18 protein-coding genes are annotated in these 16,650 nt (G+C 30.1%); 9 read left to right on the forward strand and 9 right to left on the reverse strand.

The genetic code is table 11. From position 1 onward, the window contains the following. Positions 1-56 precede the first annotated feature (56 nt). The 4 genes from IPM32_14725 to IPM32_14740 form a co-directional block, all read right to left on the reverse strand. Positions 57-470, reverse strand: coding sequence for a biopolymer transporter ExbD (locus IPM32_14725; protein ID MBK8946507.1), 414 nt, complete (start codon positions 468-470; stop codon positions 57-59). Between the two features lie 23 nt (positions 471-493). Next, positions 494-1,033 carry a biopolymer transporter ExbD gene (locus IPM32_14730; GenBank protein MBK8946508.1) on the reverse strand — a complete coding sequence of 180 codons (540 nt, stop codon included), beginning with the start codon at positions 1,031-1,033 and terminating at the stop codon, positions 494-496. 20 nt (positions 1,034-1,053) lie between these two features. After that, a complete protein-coding gene (locus tag IPM32_14735) occupies positions 1,054-1,737 on the reverse strand; it encodes a MotA/TolQ/ExbB proton channel family protein (protein MBK8946509.1) in 684 nt (227 codons plus the stop codon). 145 nt (positions 1,738-1,882) lie between these two features. Beyond that, positions 1,883-2,929, reverse strand: a complete 1,047-nt coding sequence (locus IPM32_14740; GenBank protein ID MBK8946510.1) for a hypothetical protein — start codon at positions 2,927-2,929, stop codon at positions 1,883-1,885. Positions 2,930-3,016: 87 nt separating this feature from the next. Between IPM32_14740 and polA the strand changes: the two genes are divergently transcribed. Next, positions 3,017-5,776 carry a DNA polymerase I gene (gene polA, locus IPM32_14745; GenBank protein MBK8946511.1) on the forward strand — a complete coding sequence of 920 codons (2,760 nt, stop codon included), beginning with the start codon at positions 3,017-3,019 and terminating at the stop codon, positions 5,774-5,776. A gap of 60 nt (positions 5,777-5,836) precedes the next feature. On the opposite strand, the gene IPM32_14750 is transcribed toward polA, so the two are convergent. The 3 genes from IPM32_14750 to IPM32_14760 are packed head-to-tail and all read right to left on the reverse strand — an operon-like array spanning position 5,837 to position 8,168. Beyond that, the gene (locus IPM32_14750) at positions 5,837-6,193 is read right to left on the reverse strand and encodes a DUF1330 domain-containing protein (protein ID MBK8946512.1); all 357 of its coding nucleotides are present in this window, start codon (positions 6,191-6,193) and stop codon (positions 5,837-5,839) included. After that, complete coding sequence (locus IPM32_14755; GenBank protein MBK8946513.1) at positions 6,168-6,590, reverse strand: DUF3788 family protein; 423 nt, start codon at positions 6,588-6,590, stop codon at positions 6,168-6,170. Before IPM32_14755 ends, IPM32_14750 begins: the two co-directional genes overlap by 26 nt. 45 nt (positions 6,591-6,635) lie before the next feature. Next, on the reverse strand, positions 6,636-8,168 hold the full coding sequence (locus tag IPM32_14760) for an aldehyde dehydrogenase family protein (protein MBK8946514.1): 1,533 nt from the start codon (positions 8,166-8,168) through the stop codon (positions 6,636-6,638). A 197-nt stretch (positions 8,169-8,365) separates the two neighbouring features. Here IPM32_14760 and rsmI point away from each other — a divergent pair, with 197 nt between their 5' ends. From rsmI to IPM32_14800, 8 genes are all read left to right on the forward strand, one after another. After that, a complete protein-coding gene (gene rsmI, locus IPM32_14765; protein ID MBK8946515.1) occupies positions 8,366-9,049 on the forward strand; it encodes a 16S rRNA (cytidine(1402)-2'-O)-methyltransferase in 684 nt (227 codons plus the stop codon). 138 nt (positions 9,050-9,187) lie between these two features. After that, positions 9,188-9,352, forward strand: coding sequence for a lysine biosynthesis protein LysW (lysW, locus tag IPM32_14770; protein ID MBK8946516.1), 165 nt, complete (start codon positions 9,188-9,190; stop codon positions 9,350-9,352). Next, a complete protein-coding gene (locus IPM32_14775) occupies positions 9,353-10,522 on the forward strand; it encodes a 2-isopropylmalate synthase (protein ID MBK8946517.1) in 1,170 nt (389 codons plus the stop codon). A gap of 69 nt (positions 10,523-10,591) precedes the next feature. After that, a complete protein-coding gene (gene lysX, locus IPM32_14780) occupies positions 10,592-11,437 on the forward strand; it encodes a lysine biosynthesis protein LysX (protein ID MBK8946518.1) in 846 nt (281 codons plus the stop codon). A gap of 1 nt (position 11,438) precedes the next feature. Continuing rightward, positions 11,439-12,485, forward strand: coding sequence for an N-acetyl-gamma-glutamyl-phosphate reductase (locus IPM32_14785; GenBank protein MBK8946519.1), 1,047 nt, complete (start codon positions 11,439-11,441; stop codon positions 12,483-12,485). Between the two features lie 111 nt (positions 12,486-12,596). Continuing rightward, entirely contained in the window at positions 12,597-13,235 is a 639-nt protein-coding gene (locus tag IPM32_14790; GenBank protein MBK8946520.1) for a hypothetical protein, read from the forward strand. Further along, positions 13,235-14,026 (forward strand): [LysW]-aminoadipate kinase, encoded by a 792-nt coding sequence (locus tag IPM32_14795; protein MBK8946521.1) that lies wholly within the window; start codon positions 13,235-13,237, stop codon positions 14,024-14,026. Before IPM32_14790 ends, IPM32_14795 begins: the two co-directional genes overlap by 1 nt. Then, positions 14,023-15,177: an acetylornithine/succinylornithine family transaminase gene (locus IPM32_14800; GenBank protein MBK8946522.1), complete on the forward strand. Its 1,155-nt coding sequence runs from the start codon at positions 14,023-14,025 to the stop codon at positions 15,175-15,177. Before IPM32_14795 ends, IPM32_14800 begins: the two co-directional genes overlap by 4 nt. 5 nt (positions 15,178-15,182) lie before the next feature. Here the strand turns inward: IPM32_14800 and IPM32_14805 are convergent, their stop codons facing one another. Then, the gene (locus IPM32_14805; GenBank protein ID MBK8946523.1) at positions 15,183-15,854 is read right to left on the reverse strand and encodes a glycosyltransferase family 2 protein; all 672 of its coding nucleotides are present in this window, start codon (positions 15,852-15,854) and stop codon (positions 15,183-15,185) included. Then, positions 15,829-16,650, reverse strand: coding sequence for a TIGR00159 family protein (locus IPM32_14810; protein MBK8946524.1), 822 nt, complete (start codon positions 16,648-16,650; stop codon positions 15,829-15,831). Before IPM32_14810 ends, IPM32_14805 begins: the two co-directional genes overlap by 26 nt.

Consider the following 16,650-nt stretch of genomic DNA (forward strand, 5'->3'; position numbering starts at 1 on the left):
AAAAAAAAAGCAGATTATAAAACTATAATCTGCTTAAAAATACTTTAAAATATTTTCTACAGTTTACCAACAGCAGAATAATTTATTCTTCTTGCATCAGCTTTTCTAAGAGATTGTTGAATATCCATAATTAAACCCATACTAGAATTTTTATCAACTCTTAATGAAACAATAACTTTTGGAATATCAACTCTTTTTTTATACATAATATCTTGAATTTCTTTTAGTTCAACAATATTATCATCAATTTGAATTCTTTCATTATCGCCAATCCAAATGTAGGATACAAGTCTTTTATCCTCAATTTTTTGAACTGCTTTTGCTTCGGGAAGAACAAATTTAACAAATATTTCCTGCTCTCTCATAGTTGTTGCAACCATGAAGAATAGAAGAAGCATAAAAATAATGTCTGGCATAGAAGCTGTGGAAACTTCAGTTTTTGCATTAGCACGTGATTTTTCAAATTTCATTTTCAATCCTTCAAATATTTTTACTACTTCTTAATTGATTCTGGTTCGGCAAAAGATACAACTTTATAAACCTTTTCTTTAAGTTCATCAGTTTCTTCTTCAGTTAAATCCATAACTTTTTTGCCCCATCTCGAAGTTGCATATTCTTCTCTAACTTCGGAAAAAGCGATTTCAACTTGATCAAGAGTTTGGATAAAAATATTATAATTAGTTTCTCTATCTGTTTTTATAGATACGACTAATTTTTTGTTTTTAGGTAAATCGATTTTACTTTTTATTCTTTCCTTTAGTAAATCTTTTATTTGAGGTATTGCAATAATTTCATTATTTAACAAAACATCGCCATTTTCATTTACCAGAATAGCTACTAACCTATCTTTTGATAGCGGTTGTTCAATTCTTTCATCTTCTGGAACATATTCCGGAAGAACCATACCAATACCTGTGTCAACATCAATATTTGTTGTTACAAGAAAGAATAAGAGAAGTAAGAATGTTATATCTGCCATTGAAGCAGCAGAAAACTCTCCGCCAGGTCTTGTTTTTTTCTTATCTGCAATCATTATTTTCTCAGTTTATTAGATTATTTTTTCATTTCGTAAAGTGCATCAATAAGCTCAATTGAACTTTCTTCCATATCGCCAACTATTCTATCTATTCTTGAAATAAAGAAATTATAGAAAAATTGTAAAGTCATTGCGACGATAAGCCCAAATAGTGTTGTTAACAATGCAACAGAAATACCGTTTGCAACAATTGCGGGAGACATTGTGTTTGCAGCTGCAATATCATCAAAAGCTTGAATCATTCCTTGTACAGTTCCGGTAAACCCAAGCATTGGAGCTAAACTGATAAATAGTGAAATCCAAACCAAACCTCTTTCTAAGAAACTCATTTCAATTGCACCATATGTCATGATAGCTTTTTCTGCAGCTTCAACGCCTTCATCTGCTCTTAATAAACCAGCATGAAATACAGAAGCTATTGAACCCCTTGTGTTTTCACACAATTTCATTGCTTCCTTAACTCCACCTTTTTTCAATGCATCTTTAACAGTAACAATGAATTTTTTTGTATTTGTGCTTGATCTTGTAAGAGTCCACATTCTTTCAAAAGAAAAAGCTAAACCTAAAATCAAACATCCTAAAATTGGCCACATGAAACCGCCGCCAGCAACAAATTTTTCTTGTAGATAACTAAGCATGCTGGTAGATTCAGCTTGCGCCAAAATGTAAGTAATTGATCCAAATATTTCAGTAATTTGCATGAGAACTTTCCTCCAATATTATTTTTATTGTTCTTTAATTTAATTGCAAAATTAAGTTGGTTAACATTAAGTATTTAGTAAAAAAAAGTCAATAAGTAAATTTAAGTGTTGTTTTCATTGAATAAAAGACATTTCTCTCTCAAAATTAATTTTTTATCATGAAATTGGCACCAATGGGGAAATGATCGCTAAATCCGCCTAAATATTTTTTCCCACCGTATGTTGGAAATGGATTGCCTTTATACTTACCTTCCTTTTCAATCATAAATTCCGGTTTAATAATTTCAAAACTATCACAATCATATTCAGAATTCTTGGAATCAAAAAATCCTTTTGAAATAATTATTTGATCAAGCATATTCCAATGATCTTTATATTTGTAACTGCCTTCTCCTTTTTGAAATAAATTATACGACAAATTATATAAGAAATTTTCAGAATCATATTTTTTGCAATTTAATTTTACGGCACCAAGTACTTTAGCAATAGAGTGATTTGATGGTAAATCATTAAAATCTCCAATTATAATAATACTACAATTCTCGTCATTATTTTTTAATTTCTCGATAGTTTCTATTAAAGATTCTGCAGCATCAATTCTAAATTTTTCTGTTTCTTTTAAACCTTCTCTTCTGCTTGGCCAATGATTAACAAAAACGTGTATGAGTTCATTAGTCATTTTTAGTTTAAAAGTTGTAAACAATATATCACGCGAAGATTTTTTTTCATCAAACTTAATTTTAATGGATTCAGAATATTGCAAATCAAATTTCTCTGAATTATATATTAGTGCATTATCAATCCCTCTTCCGTCCGGAGACTCGGAATGAGTAATTTTATATTTTGAGTTATCTAAATATTTATCGACTAGCAACTCAACCACAAATTTATTTTCTACTTCTTCAAATCCTAAAATATCCGGACCATTTCCGTCATTCATAAACTTTATAACTTTTGCCAAATTATTCAATTTGGTATTTAACTTTTCTTCATCCCAATTAATTTCACTTTCCGGTAAAAACCATTCATCATCTTTTTGGGGATCGTCAACGGTATCAAATAAATTTTCAACGTTCCAATTTGCAACATAAAATTCATTGTTTGATTGAGCAATTGAATTTGAATTCTGTGAACAAGAATTGCAAATTAAAATAGTATAAAGTATTAAAAATGTTTTATGATATTTTTTCATATTTCACAAATTTTAGTTATTGTTATAAAGAATTTATATTTTGAGGAAATAAAATAACTATAAAATTTTAGAAAGTATTGGAATAAAATGGCAAAGAAAAAATTTGTAATTATAGATGCAATGGCAATTACTTATAAAGCGTATTTTGCTTTTATGAGCAGACCGTTGCAAACCTCAAGCGGTGAACCAACTTCTGCAGTTTACGGATTTATTACTCAACTTATAAGAATTATTGAAGAAACCAAACCGGATTATTTAGCAGTTGCAACAGATTCAAAAGAAAAAACTTTTAGACACGAAATGTTTGAAGGTTACAAAGCAAGCCGTTCAGCAATGCCCGAAGATATGATTCCACAAATTAATAGAATAAAAGAGATTATTTCCGCATTCAGAATTCCACTTTACATAAAACCCGGATTTGAAGCTGATGATATTATTGGAACTGCTGTAAAATTAGCTGAGCAAAATAATTTAGAATCTTTTGCTGTAACTCCCGATAAAGATTATATTCAATTAGTTTCGGAAAATATTAAACTAATAAAAACCGGAAAATCAAACGATGAACTTATAATTACCGATGTAGAAAAAGTAAAAGAAGAATTAGGATTTGAACCAATTTATATGATTGATTATTTGGCATTAGTTGGTGATTCATCAGATGATATTCCCGGAGTTGCCGGAATTGGGCCTAAATCAGCCCAGCCATTAATTCAAAAATTTGGTCACCTTGAAAATATTTATGAAAATTTGGATAAAATTGATAAAGTGGCAATTAAAAATAAACTTGAACAAAATAGAGAAAACGCATATCTCTCAAAAAGATTGGCAACAATTGTAACAAATGTTGAAATGGATTTTGATTTCGAAACCAAAATTAAAAATCCAGATTTTGAAAAATTGCAATCAATTTTCAATGAATTAGAATTTAAAACACTTTTTGATAAAGTAAAAAAATTATATAATTCTCAATCAGTTGAACAAGTTGAAGAAATTCAAACAGAGAAAAAAGTTTTTGAAAAAGGGAAAGTAAATTATCATCTAATCACAACGAAAAAAGGCGCAGAAAATCTCGCATCACTTCTAGAAAAAAGTGATGAATTTGTGTTCGATACAGAAACAGATTCACTTGATACTATTGATTTAAACATTGCCGGTGCTTCTTTCTGTTTGAAAAAAGGTGAAGCATATTTTATTGCAATTAATCCAAATATGAAAAATAATTCACTTTTTGAGTATGATTTAAGCAATCGATTAGATGTAGAAATTTTTATAAAAATATTTAAGCCAATTTTCGAAAATGAATCGATTAAGAAAATTTGTCAAAACGGGAAATATGATTTAAGCGTTTTAAAACGTTATGAAATAAATTTAAAAGGATTTTACTTTGATACAATGCTAGCAAGTTATTTACTCGATCCAGATCAGAAACATGGAATGGATGCGCTTTCTGAAAAATATTTAAATTACGAACCGATTCATCTTAAAGATTTATACGATGTTAACAAATATCCGACGCAAATATTTTCTGTTGAGCCGGAAAAACTTAATGAATATGCGAGCGAAGATGCAGATGTAACTTTTCAGCTTTATACAAAGTTTAAGAATGAACTTAAAAATAATGATTTGGATGAAGTAGCTTATTCTATTGAGTTTCCACTTGTACCGGTTTTAGAAAATATGGAAAGAACCGGAGTTAGAATTGATAAAAAAGGTTTGAACGATTTCAGTATTGATTTAGAAAAAATGATTTCAAAATCAACAGAAAATATTTATAATTTTGCCGGTGAAACTTTTAATATAAATTCTACAAAACAACTTCAAACTTTACTTTTCGAAAAATTAAAACTTAAGCCGACAAAAAAAACAAAAACCGGATTTTCGACTGATGCAAAATCTTTAGAATTACATCAGGGTGAACATGAAATTGTTGATGAACTTTTAAATTATCGTCAATTATCAAAATTGAAATCAACTTATGCAGATTCACTTCCCAAATTAATTCATCCGCAAACTGGGAAAGTCCATACTACGTATAGTCAAACTGTTGCTTCAACCGGAAGACTTTCAAGTTTAAATCCAAATTTGCAGAATATTCCAATCAGATCTGAACTTGGCAAGGAAATTAGAAAAGCATTTATTCCAACCGATGAAAATTATTTAATTCTCAGTGCCGATTACAGTCAAATTGAATTAAGAATTATGGCTCATTTAAGCAAAGATGAAGCTCTAATTGATGCGTTTGAAAAAGGCGAAGATATTCACAGAGCAACTGCCGCTTTAGTTTTTTCTGTAAAACCGGAAGATGTAACTCCGGATATGAGAAGAAAAGCCAAAGAAGTAAATTTTGGAATTTTATATGGAATTGGAGCTTTCGGTCTTGCTGGAAGATTAGGAATTCCAAGAAGTCATGCTCAAGAAGTAATTGATACATATTTTAAGACTTTTAAAAATGTAAAAGGAATGATGGATACTTTAATTGAAGAAACTAAGAAAAATAGTTTTGCTAAAACAATTATTGGAAGAAGAAGGTTTTTGAGAAATATAAATTCAAGCAACCGAGTTGTTCGTCAGTTTGAAGAAAGAGTTGCGATAAATATGCCAATTCAAGGAGCTGCCGCAGATTTAATAAAATTGGCAATGATAAACATTCACAATGAACTGGAAAAAAGAAAAACGAAAACTAAAATGATTTTACAAGTTCACGATGAATTACTTTTTGATATTCACAAAAATGAAGTCGATGAATTGCGACCAATAATTAAAAATATTATGGAAACTTCTATGAAATTTAATGTACCAATTGTTGTAGATACCGGAATTGGAAAGAATTGGTTGGAAGCGCATTAGAAAGTGAAAAGTGAAAAATTAAATATCAAAAGTCAAAGAATAGAAGAAGCGAAATCTGTTTTATTTCAAAATGTTTAGATATGATTTTAATTTATTTCCTTCAATTAAAATTGTATTACACTCAGAACCTTTTAATCTATATTTAAGAATATTCTGATATTCTTGTGAAAAATACCAATCATCAAAATCTTTTTTTGAATCAAATTGAATTAAAACACATTTCGTGTAATTCCACTTCCCTTCCAAGATTATTGGATTTTCATCGACCGAAATATACTTTCCATTAAATTTTGAGAAAATATTATCAACTTCATCTAAATATTTTTTATATTCTTTTTCATCATTGATTTTAATATTTGCAATAAAATAGTAACTCAATTTCTTTAATGGTTTATTTAATTTTTTGTTTAAGTTCAATTAACAATTTCACATTTTCAATATCTTTTTGCTTTGAAAAATCAATACTAATAGCTCTAATTTTTCCAAATTTTTGTCCGGTTAAAAATTGAACTTTCAATTCTTCTGAAATTTTGCTGTTTATAATTTCTGCTTCAGCTTTTTCGCCAAAATAAAATGTAATCCTAAAATTCTTTTCAAAAACTGTTAACCAAAAAATAGTTTTAGTTTTTTTAGTAACTTTTAAAAGCCAACTCTTTCCATCATTGTAATATCTCCATTCTTTATTTATTTCGGGATAATTTAATGAAATCATTGAGAATAAAATTTCCCAAAATTTTTGTTTCTTTCCGATAATTGAAAAAATTAATTCATCATTCGGAAAAATATTCGGATCTGTAAGAATTGGCTTTTCCATTTTCAATCCCAATTTTTAACTTTTCATTTTTGACTTTTAACTTTCTTAGATTTCAAATTTAATACCTTGAGCCAAAGGCAAAGTTTTCCCATAATTAATTGTATTAGTTTGTCTTCTCATATAAGCTTTCCAAGAATCTGAACCAGATTCACGTCCGCCGCCTGTTTCTTTTTCACCACCGAATGCTCCGCCAATTTCAGCTCCGGAAGTTCCAATATTTACATTTGCAATTCCGCAATCTGAACCAGAAGCGGATAAGAATATCTCTGCTTCTTGTAAATTATTTGTAAAAATTGCAGATGACAATCCTTGTACAACACCATTGTGAAGTTCAATTGCATTTTCAATTGAACCTTTATATTTAATTAAATATAAAATTGGAGCGAATGTTTCTTCTTGAACAATTTTAAAATGATTTTCAGCTTCAACAATTGCGGGTTTAACATAACATCCGGATTCAAATCCTTGTCCTTGTAAAACTTCTCCTCCAAAAATAATTTTACCACCTTCTTTTTTTGCAAGATTTAAAGCATTTGTAAAATCAGCAACGGCCGATTTATCAATCAATGGTCCAACGTGATTTTTCTCATCTAACGGATTTCCAATTTTCAAACTTTTGAAAGCTTTTAGTAATGAAGATTTCATTTGATCATAAATCGATTCGTGAACGATTAATCGACGAGTAGTTGTGCATCTTTGTCCGGCTGTTCCAACTGCACCAAATACAATTGCCGGTAAAGCAATTTTCAAATCAGCTTCCGGAGTTAAGATAATTGCATTATTTCCACCAAGTTCCAAAATCGATTTTCCAAATCTTTTAGAAATAACTTCAGCACCGTGTCTTCCAACATGAGTTGAGCCGGTAATAGAAATCAAAGGAACTTTGAGATCATTCAACATTTTTTCACCGACTGAAGAACCTTTACCAATTACTAAAGTAAATAATCCTTCCGGCAAATTATTTTCTTTAATTACTTCACCAACAATATTTTGTACTGCAATTGCCGAAAGAGGAACTTTTGACGAAGGTTTCCAAAGATTTGTATCTCCGCAAACTGTTGCCAGCATTGCATTCCAAGCCCAAACAGCAACGGGAAAATTAAATGCGGAAATTGTACCAACAACTCCAAGCGGATGATATTGATCATACATTCTATGATTTGGTCTTTCCGACTTCATTGTAAATCCATAAAGCTGTCGTGACTGGCCAACTGCAAAATCACAAATGTCAATCATTTCTTGAACTTCACCCAAACCCTCTTGCAAAGATTTTCCCATTTCATATGAAACTAAATGTCCAAGCGGACTTTTATATTTTCTAAATTTATCACCAAGTTGTCTTACAATTTCTCCTCTTTTGGGAGCTGGAATATTTCGCCATTCAAGAAATGTGTTGTGAGAAATATGAGAAACCTTTTCATAATCATCAATTGAAGCTTGGTAAACCGAAGCAATGAATTTTCCATCAACCGGTGAATAAATCTTTAATTCACCTTGATTTTTTGTTGTATTCCATTTTAATCCCGTTGATGAACCGAAATTATTTTTTTTAATTCCAAGTTTTTTTAAGAAATCCATATCACACCTTAATTATTTTATATTTTATGAATGATAAATTAGTAAGAATTTTTCGAAATGGCTTAAAATTTATTTTAATTTTTCATTCAACTATTTTGATTGTTTCAGTAAAATAATTTATTTTGAATTGCACTAAAAATAAAAGGATATCACTACTTGCAAATTAGCGGCTCCAATGGAGCCGTTAATGTTTAATTATGGATCAAGGTAAATTATATATTGTTGCAACTCCAATCGGAAATCTTGAAGATATTACTTTGCGCGCAATAGAAACTTTAAAAATGGTTGATTTTATTATATGCGAAGATACAAGAACAACTAAAATACTTCTTGATAGAATTAATATTTCCAAAGAATTAATTTCATTTAATGCACAATCTGAAATAAGAAAAATTGATTATGTAATCAAAAAAATAATCAACGGTGAAAATTGTGCATTGGTTTCCGATGCCGGAACTCCATGTATTTCAGATCCGGGAGTTAGATTAGTAAATTCGGCAATTAAAAGTGAAATATTAATTTCCGGAATTCCAGGAGCTAACGCTGCAATTCTTGCATTAAGCATTTCCGGATTACCAACTGATGCATTTATTTTTGAAGGTTTTCTCCCTCAAAAAAAAGGTCGTCAGAAAAAACTTATACAACTCTCGAATGAAGAACGAACAATTGTACTTTACGAATCGATGTATAGAATTGAAAAATTGTTAAGAGAATTAAATGAATTTATACCAAACCGATTTATTGTTATTCAAAGAGAACTAACAAAGAAATTTGAAGAAAGTTGGCGTGGTTTTCCAAATGAAATTCTTTTAGAATTACCAAATAAAATTATTAAAGGTGAATTTGTAATAATTATTTCTCCACTTAATTGGAAGATTTGAATATTCATTCACTTTTCTATTGATTATATTAAAAATATTTTTTTATAATTCCGCTACGAAATAAAGTGCTTTGTTATTTTCTAATGATGTATATAACTTTGCACAATTTTTTAAACCTAATTCATAAGGAATAAAAATATGTCAGAATGTCCAGTATGCGGTGCAGAAATTGTTTTAGAACGCGGAACCGTTAAAGGAGAATTAATTGAATGTACAGATTGTGGAACAGAGCTAGAAGTTGTTAGTGTTAATCCAATAATTGTTACAGAAGCTCCGCAAGAAGAAGAAGACTGGGGAGAATAATTGCTTCAAATACTTGATACAACTCTTCGCGAGGGAGAACAAACTCCCGGAGTTTATTTTAATCGTCATATCAAACTTGCAGTTGCAAGAATGCTGGATGAAATTGGAATTGATATTATTGAAACCGGACATCCGGCAGTTACCTCTGAAATATATGATTCGGTGAAAACTATAGCTCATGGTGGATTTAATGCAATAATTGGTGCTCATTCAAGATCTATTAAAAGTGATGTTGAATTAGCATTGGAATGCGGTGTAAATTTTCTTGGAATCTTTTATTGTGTTTCCGATGAAAGATTAGATTCAGTTTTCAAAAAAGATTTAGATGAAGCAATCAGTCAAATTACGTCGGTAATTTCATTTGCAAAATCTCAAAATCCAAATTTGTTAATTAGATATACACCGGAAGATACAGTTCGCTCGCAATTTGAAAATGTAATCAAAGCTGCAAAAGCTGCAGTAATTGCCGGAGCTGATATTATTTCGGTTGCTGATACAACCGGTTATATGGTTCCCGGAACTGATAGAAATATGTTTGATTATATTTCAAGATTAAAAAAAGAATTAGCTGCAAGCAATTTATTTCCCAAAATTGCAGTACATTGTCATAATGATAGAGGTTTTGCACTTTCTAATGCACTTGATGCATTTAGAGCCGGTGCAGAAATTATTGATGCTTCTGTCTTAGGATTAGGTGAAAGAGCAGGCATTGTTGATCTAGCTCAACTTCTTGTTGTCCTAACAGCAGATTATAGTATCAACAAATGGGATCTAAAAAAACTTGATGAACTTTATCAATTTGTTAGCAAACATTCCGGAATTCCAATTCCCGTACATTTTCCAGTAATGGGAAAAAATGCATTTACACATTGTGCCGGAGTACATACTCATGCTGCCTCTGTTAATCCAACACATTATGAGAGTTTAAGTCCAGATTTACTTGGGAAAGAAAGACATTTTTCACTTGATCATATGTCCGGAATTGCTTCATTAAAATATGCATTCAAATTATTAGATATAAGCGATATAGATTTAGAAATACAGATTGCAGTATTGAATGAAGTCAAATCTTTAGGACAAAAAGGGAAAGTTGTAGAACTAAATGAACTTCCTCATATTGTTGAATTTACAAAACAAAATTATAAACATAACCAAATCAAGGCTAAGTGATTTCGCTTAGTCTTTTCAGAATAAATCCAAATAACTAATTGAAAAGAACTAAATTAAGGGAAACCAAAAATGGAAATTGGCTTTTTACATTCAGTGATGAGAAAAGATGAAAAACTTCTTATTGATGAATTTAGCAAAAGAAAAAATGTTAATCTCACAATGATTGATGACCGAGAATTGAAATTTGACCTTAAGAAAAATAAGTTCCCTTTTGATGCAGTTATTGAAAGATCAATAAATCATTCGCGAGCTTTACATGCCTTAAGATTATTTGAAAGTGCCGGAATTAAATGTGTAAATTCTTTTAAAGTTGCTTCAATTTGCGGTGATAAACTACTAACTTCAACAGCATTGCAAGATGCCGAAATTCCACAGCCAAATGTAAAAATTGCTTTTACAGAAGAATCGGCACTGAAGGCAATTGAAGAAATGGGATATCCGGTTGTGCTAAAACCGGCTGTGGGTTCGTGGGGCAGGCTCTTATCAAAAGTTAATGATCGTGATGCTGCAGAATCAATTCTTGAACATAAGACTGTGCTTGGTTCATATCACCATTCAATATTTTATATTCAGCAATATGTTGAGAAAAAAGGAAGAGATATTAGAAGCTTTGTAGTTGGTGATGAATGCATTGCTGCTATTTATAGAACTTCGCCACATTGGATTACAAATACAGCGCGAGGTGGTGTTGCAACAAAATGTGAAGTTACAAATGAAATTGCAGAACTATCCCTAAAAGCAGCGAAAGCCGTCGGTGGAGGAGTTGTAGCATTAGATATTTTTGAAACTTTAGAAGGCTACCAAATTAATGAAGTGAATTATACAATGGAATTCAAAAATAGTATCTCAACTACTGGTGTGAATATTCCAGAGCATATTGTTGATTATGTAATTAAAGTTGCGCAAGGAAATTAAAATGGACAAAATTAAAGTTTCGATTGCCGGTGCTTCCGGTTATACCGGTGGAGAATTATTGCGTTTGCTTTTATTCCATCCAAATGTTGAAATTTTTCAAGTTACTTCAGAAAGTAACTATGGGAAATTAATTTCGAAAATTCATCCAAATTTACGTGGAATAACTAATTTAAAATTTACTGGATTAGCAGATTTAGAAAAATGTGATTTGCTTTTTCTGTGCTTGCCGCATGGTTCATCGATGAAAAGTATGGGAAAGTTTATGAACATCTCAGATAAAATAATTGATTTATCCGGCGATTTCAGATTAAAGAATAAAGATGATTATATCAAATGGTATAAAGAGGTACATACAAAACCAGAATTGCTTGAAAAATTTATTTACGGAATTCCCGAACTTCATCGTGAAGAAATGAAAAATTCAAATTACATTTCAAGTGCCGGATGCAATGCAACAACTACAATATTAGCTCTTTATCCCCTCTTCAAGAATAATTTAATTGATGAAACTAAAACAGTTGTTGAAGTTAAGGTTGGTTCTAGCGAAGGCGGAAAAAAATCTTCGCAATCATCTCATCATCCAGAAAGAAGCGGCTCTTTAAGATCATATAAACCAACTGCTCACAGACACGTTGCCGAAATGCTTCAAGAACTTTGTTTAGGGAAAAAAATTGATATCCATTTTTCTGCAACAACAACGGATTTGGTCAGAGGAATTTTAGCTACAAGTCATGTTTTCTTAAAAGATGATTTGGATGAAAAAGAAATATGGAAAGTTTACAGAAAAGAATATTCAGAAGAACCATTTATTAGAATTGTAAAAGAGAAAGAAGGTAATTACAGATTTCCAGAACCAAAATTACTTTACGGAACAAATTATTGCGATATTGGTTTTGAGAAAGACACATTTTCAAATAGATTAGTTGTAATAAGTGCAATTGACAATTTGATGAAAGGTGCAGCTGGACAAGCTTTGCAAGCGTTTAATATAATGTTTGGATTTAATGAAAAAACGGGTTTGGAATTTCCGGGATTACTTCCAATTTAATTATCTTTACTTCCTCTTAATCTATTTTTTATTTGTTTTTTTTAACATAAAAAAAGATAAGTTGCAGATTAAGAATAAGAGTAAGATAAAGATTAAGAAGAATATAAAACTATGTGCAGATTATTATTTGTAAAATCTGATTTGGATTTTGAAATATCATACCATCTTGAAAAATTTGCTGAAGTTTGTAAATCAAGTAAAGAATTTCAAGGGCATGGTTGGGGCTGCAGTTATTTGAATGAAGAAAATGATTGGCAGCATTATAAAAATATAAATCCAATTTGGGAAGATGATTTTACAAAGTTTGAAACAACAAATCGGTTAATCGTACACGCTAGAAGTGCTTTTGAAGATAAAGATATTTTTATTGAAAACAACATGCCGTTTTATGATGATGAATTTATCTTCATTTTTAACGGTGAATTAAGAGGAGTAAAAATAAACTCTGAAGGTAGAATCGGTGCAGAAAAAATTTTTAATTTCATTAAAAGATTTCATAATTATGATATGAAAAAGGCAATTGAAAAAGGAACTGAAATAATTGTTAAAAAATCAAATTCCATTCGGGCTATGAATATAATAATTGCAGATAAAGAAAATGCTTACGTATCTTCCCTATTCAACGTGGAACAAGATTATTTTCAAATGTCATATAAAAAATCAAATGATGAATTAATTATTTGTTCTCAAAATTATGTTGGCGAAAATGATTGGATAAAAATCAATAATAAGAGTTTAGAGGTTTTTTAATGTATATAGTAAAAATTGGCGGCGGCAAAGATTTAAATTTGCAAGGAATTATTAACGACTTAGTTAATCTTAATGAAAAATTTATAATTGTTCATGGAGCAAATGCTTTAAGAGATGAGCTAGCTGAAAAATTAAATAAACCGAAAAATGTTATAACTTCTGCTTCCGGTTATTCAAGTGTTTTTACAGATGAAGAATCATTAGATATTATGATTATGGCTTATGCTGGTTTAAAAAATAAACGAATTGTTGAAATGTGTCAGCAAGTTGGAATAAATGCTGTTGGGCTTTCTGGCATTGATGGAAAAGTAATTCAAGGTAAAAGAAATAGTGGGATTAGAATTAAGGATAATGGAAAATTAAAAATAGTTCACGATTTTTCCGGCAAGCCAAAAACAATTAATATTTCATTATTAAATATATTATTGGATAATGGATATATTCCGGTTTTGTCCGTTCCAATAATTGATGAAAATAATTTTGCAATCAATTCTGAAAATGATGATATAGTTGCTGTTTTAAAAAATGATTTGAATGCCGATAAAATAATTCAGCTTATTGAAGCTCCCGGATTTTTAGAAAACCCCAAAGATCCAAATTCTTTAGTTAAATATATTTCGAAAGATGAATTAGAAAGAAGAGAAAATCAAGTTGAAGGAAGAATGAAAAGAAAAATCTTAGCTTTTAGAAAACTTTTTGAAAAAGGAGATGCAACAATATATATTGGCGATGGAAGAACCGAAACTCCAATTTCAGACGCAATAAACGGAAAAGGAACTATAATAAAATGAGTATTTACAAAGAATTGATTGATAAATATGAAGTAAATGTTTATCCCAAAAGAGACGTTGTAATAGTTAAAGGAAAAGATGCAAAACTTTGGGATGAGAATGGTAAAGAATATATTGATTGTGCAGCCGGCATTGGTGTTGCAACAATTGGTCATTGCAATGAAAAAGTTACCGAAGCAATTTCGAATCAAGCTAAAACTTTGATAACAAATCCCGCAATTTTTTATAATGATAAACGTGCACAAGTTTTAGAAAAATTAATTTCAATTGCACCAAAAAATTTAACAAAAGCATTTTTAACAAATTCCGGTACAGAAGCAGTTGAAACAGCCATAAAATTTGCAAGGGTTTCAACGGGAAAAACAGATTTTATTACAGCGATGAAAGGATTTCACGGAAGGACTTTAGGAGCATTAAGCGGGACATATAAATCAGAGTATAGAGAACCATTTGAGCCTTTAGTTCCGGGATTTTCTTTTGTTCCGTTTAACAACTTGGAAAAACTTGAAGCCGCAATTACTGAAAAAACAGCCGGAATAATATTAGAAGTTGTTCAAGGCGAAGGCGGAATAAATATTGGGTCAAAAAAATATTTTGATGGAGTTAGAAAGATTTGTGATGAGAAAAATATCCTTTTCATAGTTGATGAAATTCAATCCGGATTTTGCAGAACCGGAAAAATGTTTGCTTGTGAATATTTTGATATACAACCGGATATTTTAACTTTGGCCAAAGCAATTGCTGGAGGTTTCCCAATGGGTGCAGCATTATGTTCTGAAAAAATTAATATTTCTGTTGGAAAACATGGAACAACATTTGGCGGAAATCCGCTTGCTGCAGCAGCTTCAATTGCGGCAATTGATTTTATGTTAGAAAATAATTTAGCAAAACAAGCTGAAGAAAAAGGTAAATATTTTATTTCAAAATTTAATATTGAAAAATTATCCAAAGTTAGAGCAATTAGAAATCTTGGATTAATGATTGGAATTGAACTTAAAGAAAAAGTTCAGCCATATATAATTGAGCTAATGAACAAAGGAGTTTTAGCAATGCCCGCCGGTACAACCGTTTTGCGATTACTTCCTCCGATTGTAATTAGTTATGACGAATTAGACAAGGTTGCAGAAATTTTAAATGAAATGTTGAAGTAAAATATTTACGATTTTATTAATACTTTTGTAAATCCTAATATTGTGGGAATTGCTTTCATTTTAGAATTATCATTACCGTAAATAGTTGGAATAGAGATAAATCCCAATTTGTAATTTTGTTTACAAAGTTTTACAATCATTTCACTTTCCGCTTCAAATCCCATATATTCCGGCAAAATATTTTCAAGTATATTTGTTTTAAAAGCTCTAAAACCAGATTGGCTATCAAGAATTTTCGTTCCGGTTTTTATACTCAATAATTTTGAAGTTAAATAATTGCTTAATCTTCTGTGAATTGGCATTTGTGTATTTCTCGTTTCCCTTTTCCCTATTAAGCAATCATAATTTTCAATGTGATTCAAAAAGTTTGGAATTTGTTTTGGATCATGTTGAAGATCAGCATCCAAAGTAATTGTGAATAATGTTTTTAATTCAATACTTTTTGTAAACCCGTTTTTTAATGCTGCACCTTTGCCTAAGTTATTTTCATGTGAAATTAAAATTAATTTTTCATTCGTTGGAATTTCAGTTTGCCAATTATCTGTTGATCCATCGTTTACTAAAATTAATAAATCAACAAAATTTAAAGTTTCGGAAATAATTTTATCTAGAGTGGATTTTTCATTGTAGAATGGAATTACTGCACAAATTTTATTTTTGTTTTCTGAAATATTCAAATACGTGTTTTATCCCTTTTTCTTTGGATGAAATCATGCTTTTTACAATTTGATTTTTTAATCCTTCTCTTGAAAGTCCGGATATCAATTTTCCTTTATCAGCAATTGATATTCCGCCGGTTTCTTCGGAAACAATAATGCTTATTACATCTGCATTTTCCGTTATTCCAATTCCAGCTCTATGACGCATTCCCAAATTTCTACCATCAATTGAAGTTCTTTCTGTAAGTGGCAAAGTGCAACGAGCTGCTTCAATATTATAATTATTAATAATAACTGCTCCATCGTGTAAAGGACTTCTTGGGAAAAAAATTGATCTGAGCATATTTTTACTAAGTTTAGCATTTAAAATTTCACCACTTTCAATAACACTCCGCAATCCCGTTGATTTTAAGTAAACTATTAAAGCTCCATGTTGATGTTGAGCTAATTCAAATGCAGCTTCAGTAATTATATCGGCGGCAGAATTGATTTCATCATTTTTTACAAAAACATTAAATAATGGATTTTTACCAAGAATAACCAAAAGTCTTCTAATTTCTGGTTGGAATAAAACTATAAAAGCTATTACCCAAATATCTGTTATTAAATTTAATAACCAGCCTAAAGCCCTCAAATTTATTGCTTGTGCAACAAAAGAAAGAAATAAAATTATTACTAATCCAATAAATATTTGTGCGGCAATAGTTCCACGGATTTTTTTGTATAATTTGTAAATTATGAAAGAGACCAATAGAATATCAATAAAATCGAGAAGTGTGAAAGGTAAAAATCCTATTTTAAATATTTCTAACAT

This window comes from Ignavibacteriota bacterium (assembly GCA_016716225.1).
Classification (GTDB): Bacteria; Bacteroidota; Ignavibacteria; order Ignavibacteriales; family Melioribacteraceae.

Bases quoted from the DNA above. Each gene is read 5' to 3' on its own strand.
- IPM32_14790 (MBK8946520.1), top strand. From the start codon at position 12,597: ATGTGCAGATTATTATTTGTAAAATCTGATTTGGATTTTGAAATATCA.
- lysW (MBK8946516.1), top strand. From the start codon at position 9,188: ATGTCAGAATGTCCAGTATGCGGTGCAGAAATTGTTTTAGAACGCGGA.
- IPM32_14755 (MBK8946513.1), bottom strand. From the start codon at position 6,590: ATGGAAAAGCCAATTCTTACAGATCCGAATATTTTTCCGAATGATGAA.
- IPM32_14740 (MBK8946510.1), bottom strand. From the start codon at position 2,929: ATGAAAAAATATCATAAAACATTTTTAATACTTTATACTATTTTAATT.
- rsmI (MBK8946515.1), top strand. From the start codon at position 8,366: ATGGATCAAGGTAAATTATATATTGTTGCAACTCCAATCGGAAATCTT.
- IPM32_14735 (MBK8946509.1), bottom strand. From the start codon at position 1,737: ATGCAAATTACTGAAATATTTGGATCAATTACTTACATTTTGGCGCAA.
- IPM32_14760 (MBK8946514.1), bottom strand. From the start codon at position 8,168: ATGGATTTCTTAAAAAAACTTGGAATTAAAAAAAATAATTTCGGTTCA.
- lysX (MBK8946518.1), top strand. From the start codon at position 10,592: ATGGAAATTGGCTTTTTACATTCAGTGATGAGAAAAGATGAAAAACTT.
- IPM32_14810 (MBK8946524.1), bottom strand. From the start codon at position 16,650: ATGTTAGAAATATTTAAAATAGGATTTTTACCTTTCACACTTCTCGAT.
- IPM32_14795 (MBK8946521.1), top strand. From the start codon at position 13,235: ATGTATATAGTAAAAATTGGCGGCGGCAAAGATTTAAATTTGCAAGGA.
- IPM32_14725 (MBK8946507.1), bottom strand. From the start codon at position 470: ATGAAATTTGAAAAATCACGTGCTAATGCAAAAACTGAAGTTTCCACA.
- polA (MBK8946511.1), top strand. From the start codon at position 3,017: ATGGCAAAGAAAAAATTTGTAATTATAGATGCAATGGCAATTACTTAT.
- IPM32_14730 (MBK8946508.1), bottom strand. From the start codon at position 1,033: ATGATTGCAGATAAGAAAAAAACAAGACCTGGCGGAGAGTTTTCTGCT.
- IPM32_14800 (MBK8946522.1), top strand. From the start codon at position 14,023: ATGAGTATTTACAAAGAATTGATTGATAAATATGAAGTAAATGTTTAT.
- IPM32_14785 (MBK8946519.1), top strand. From the start codon at position 11,439: ATGGACAAAATTAAAGTTTCGATTGCCGGTGCTTCCGGTTATACCGGT.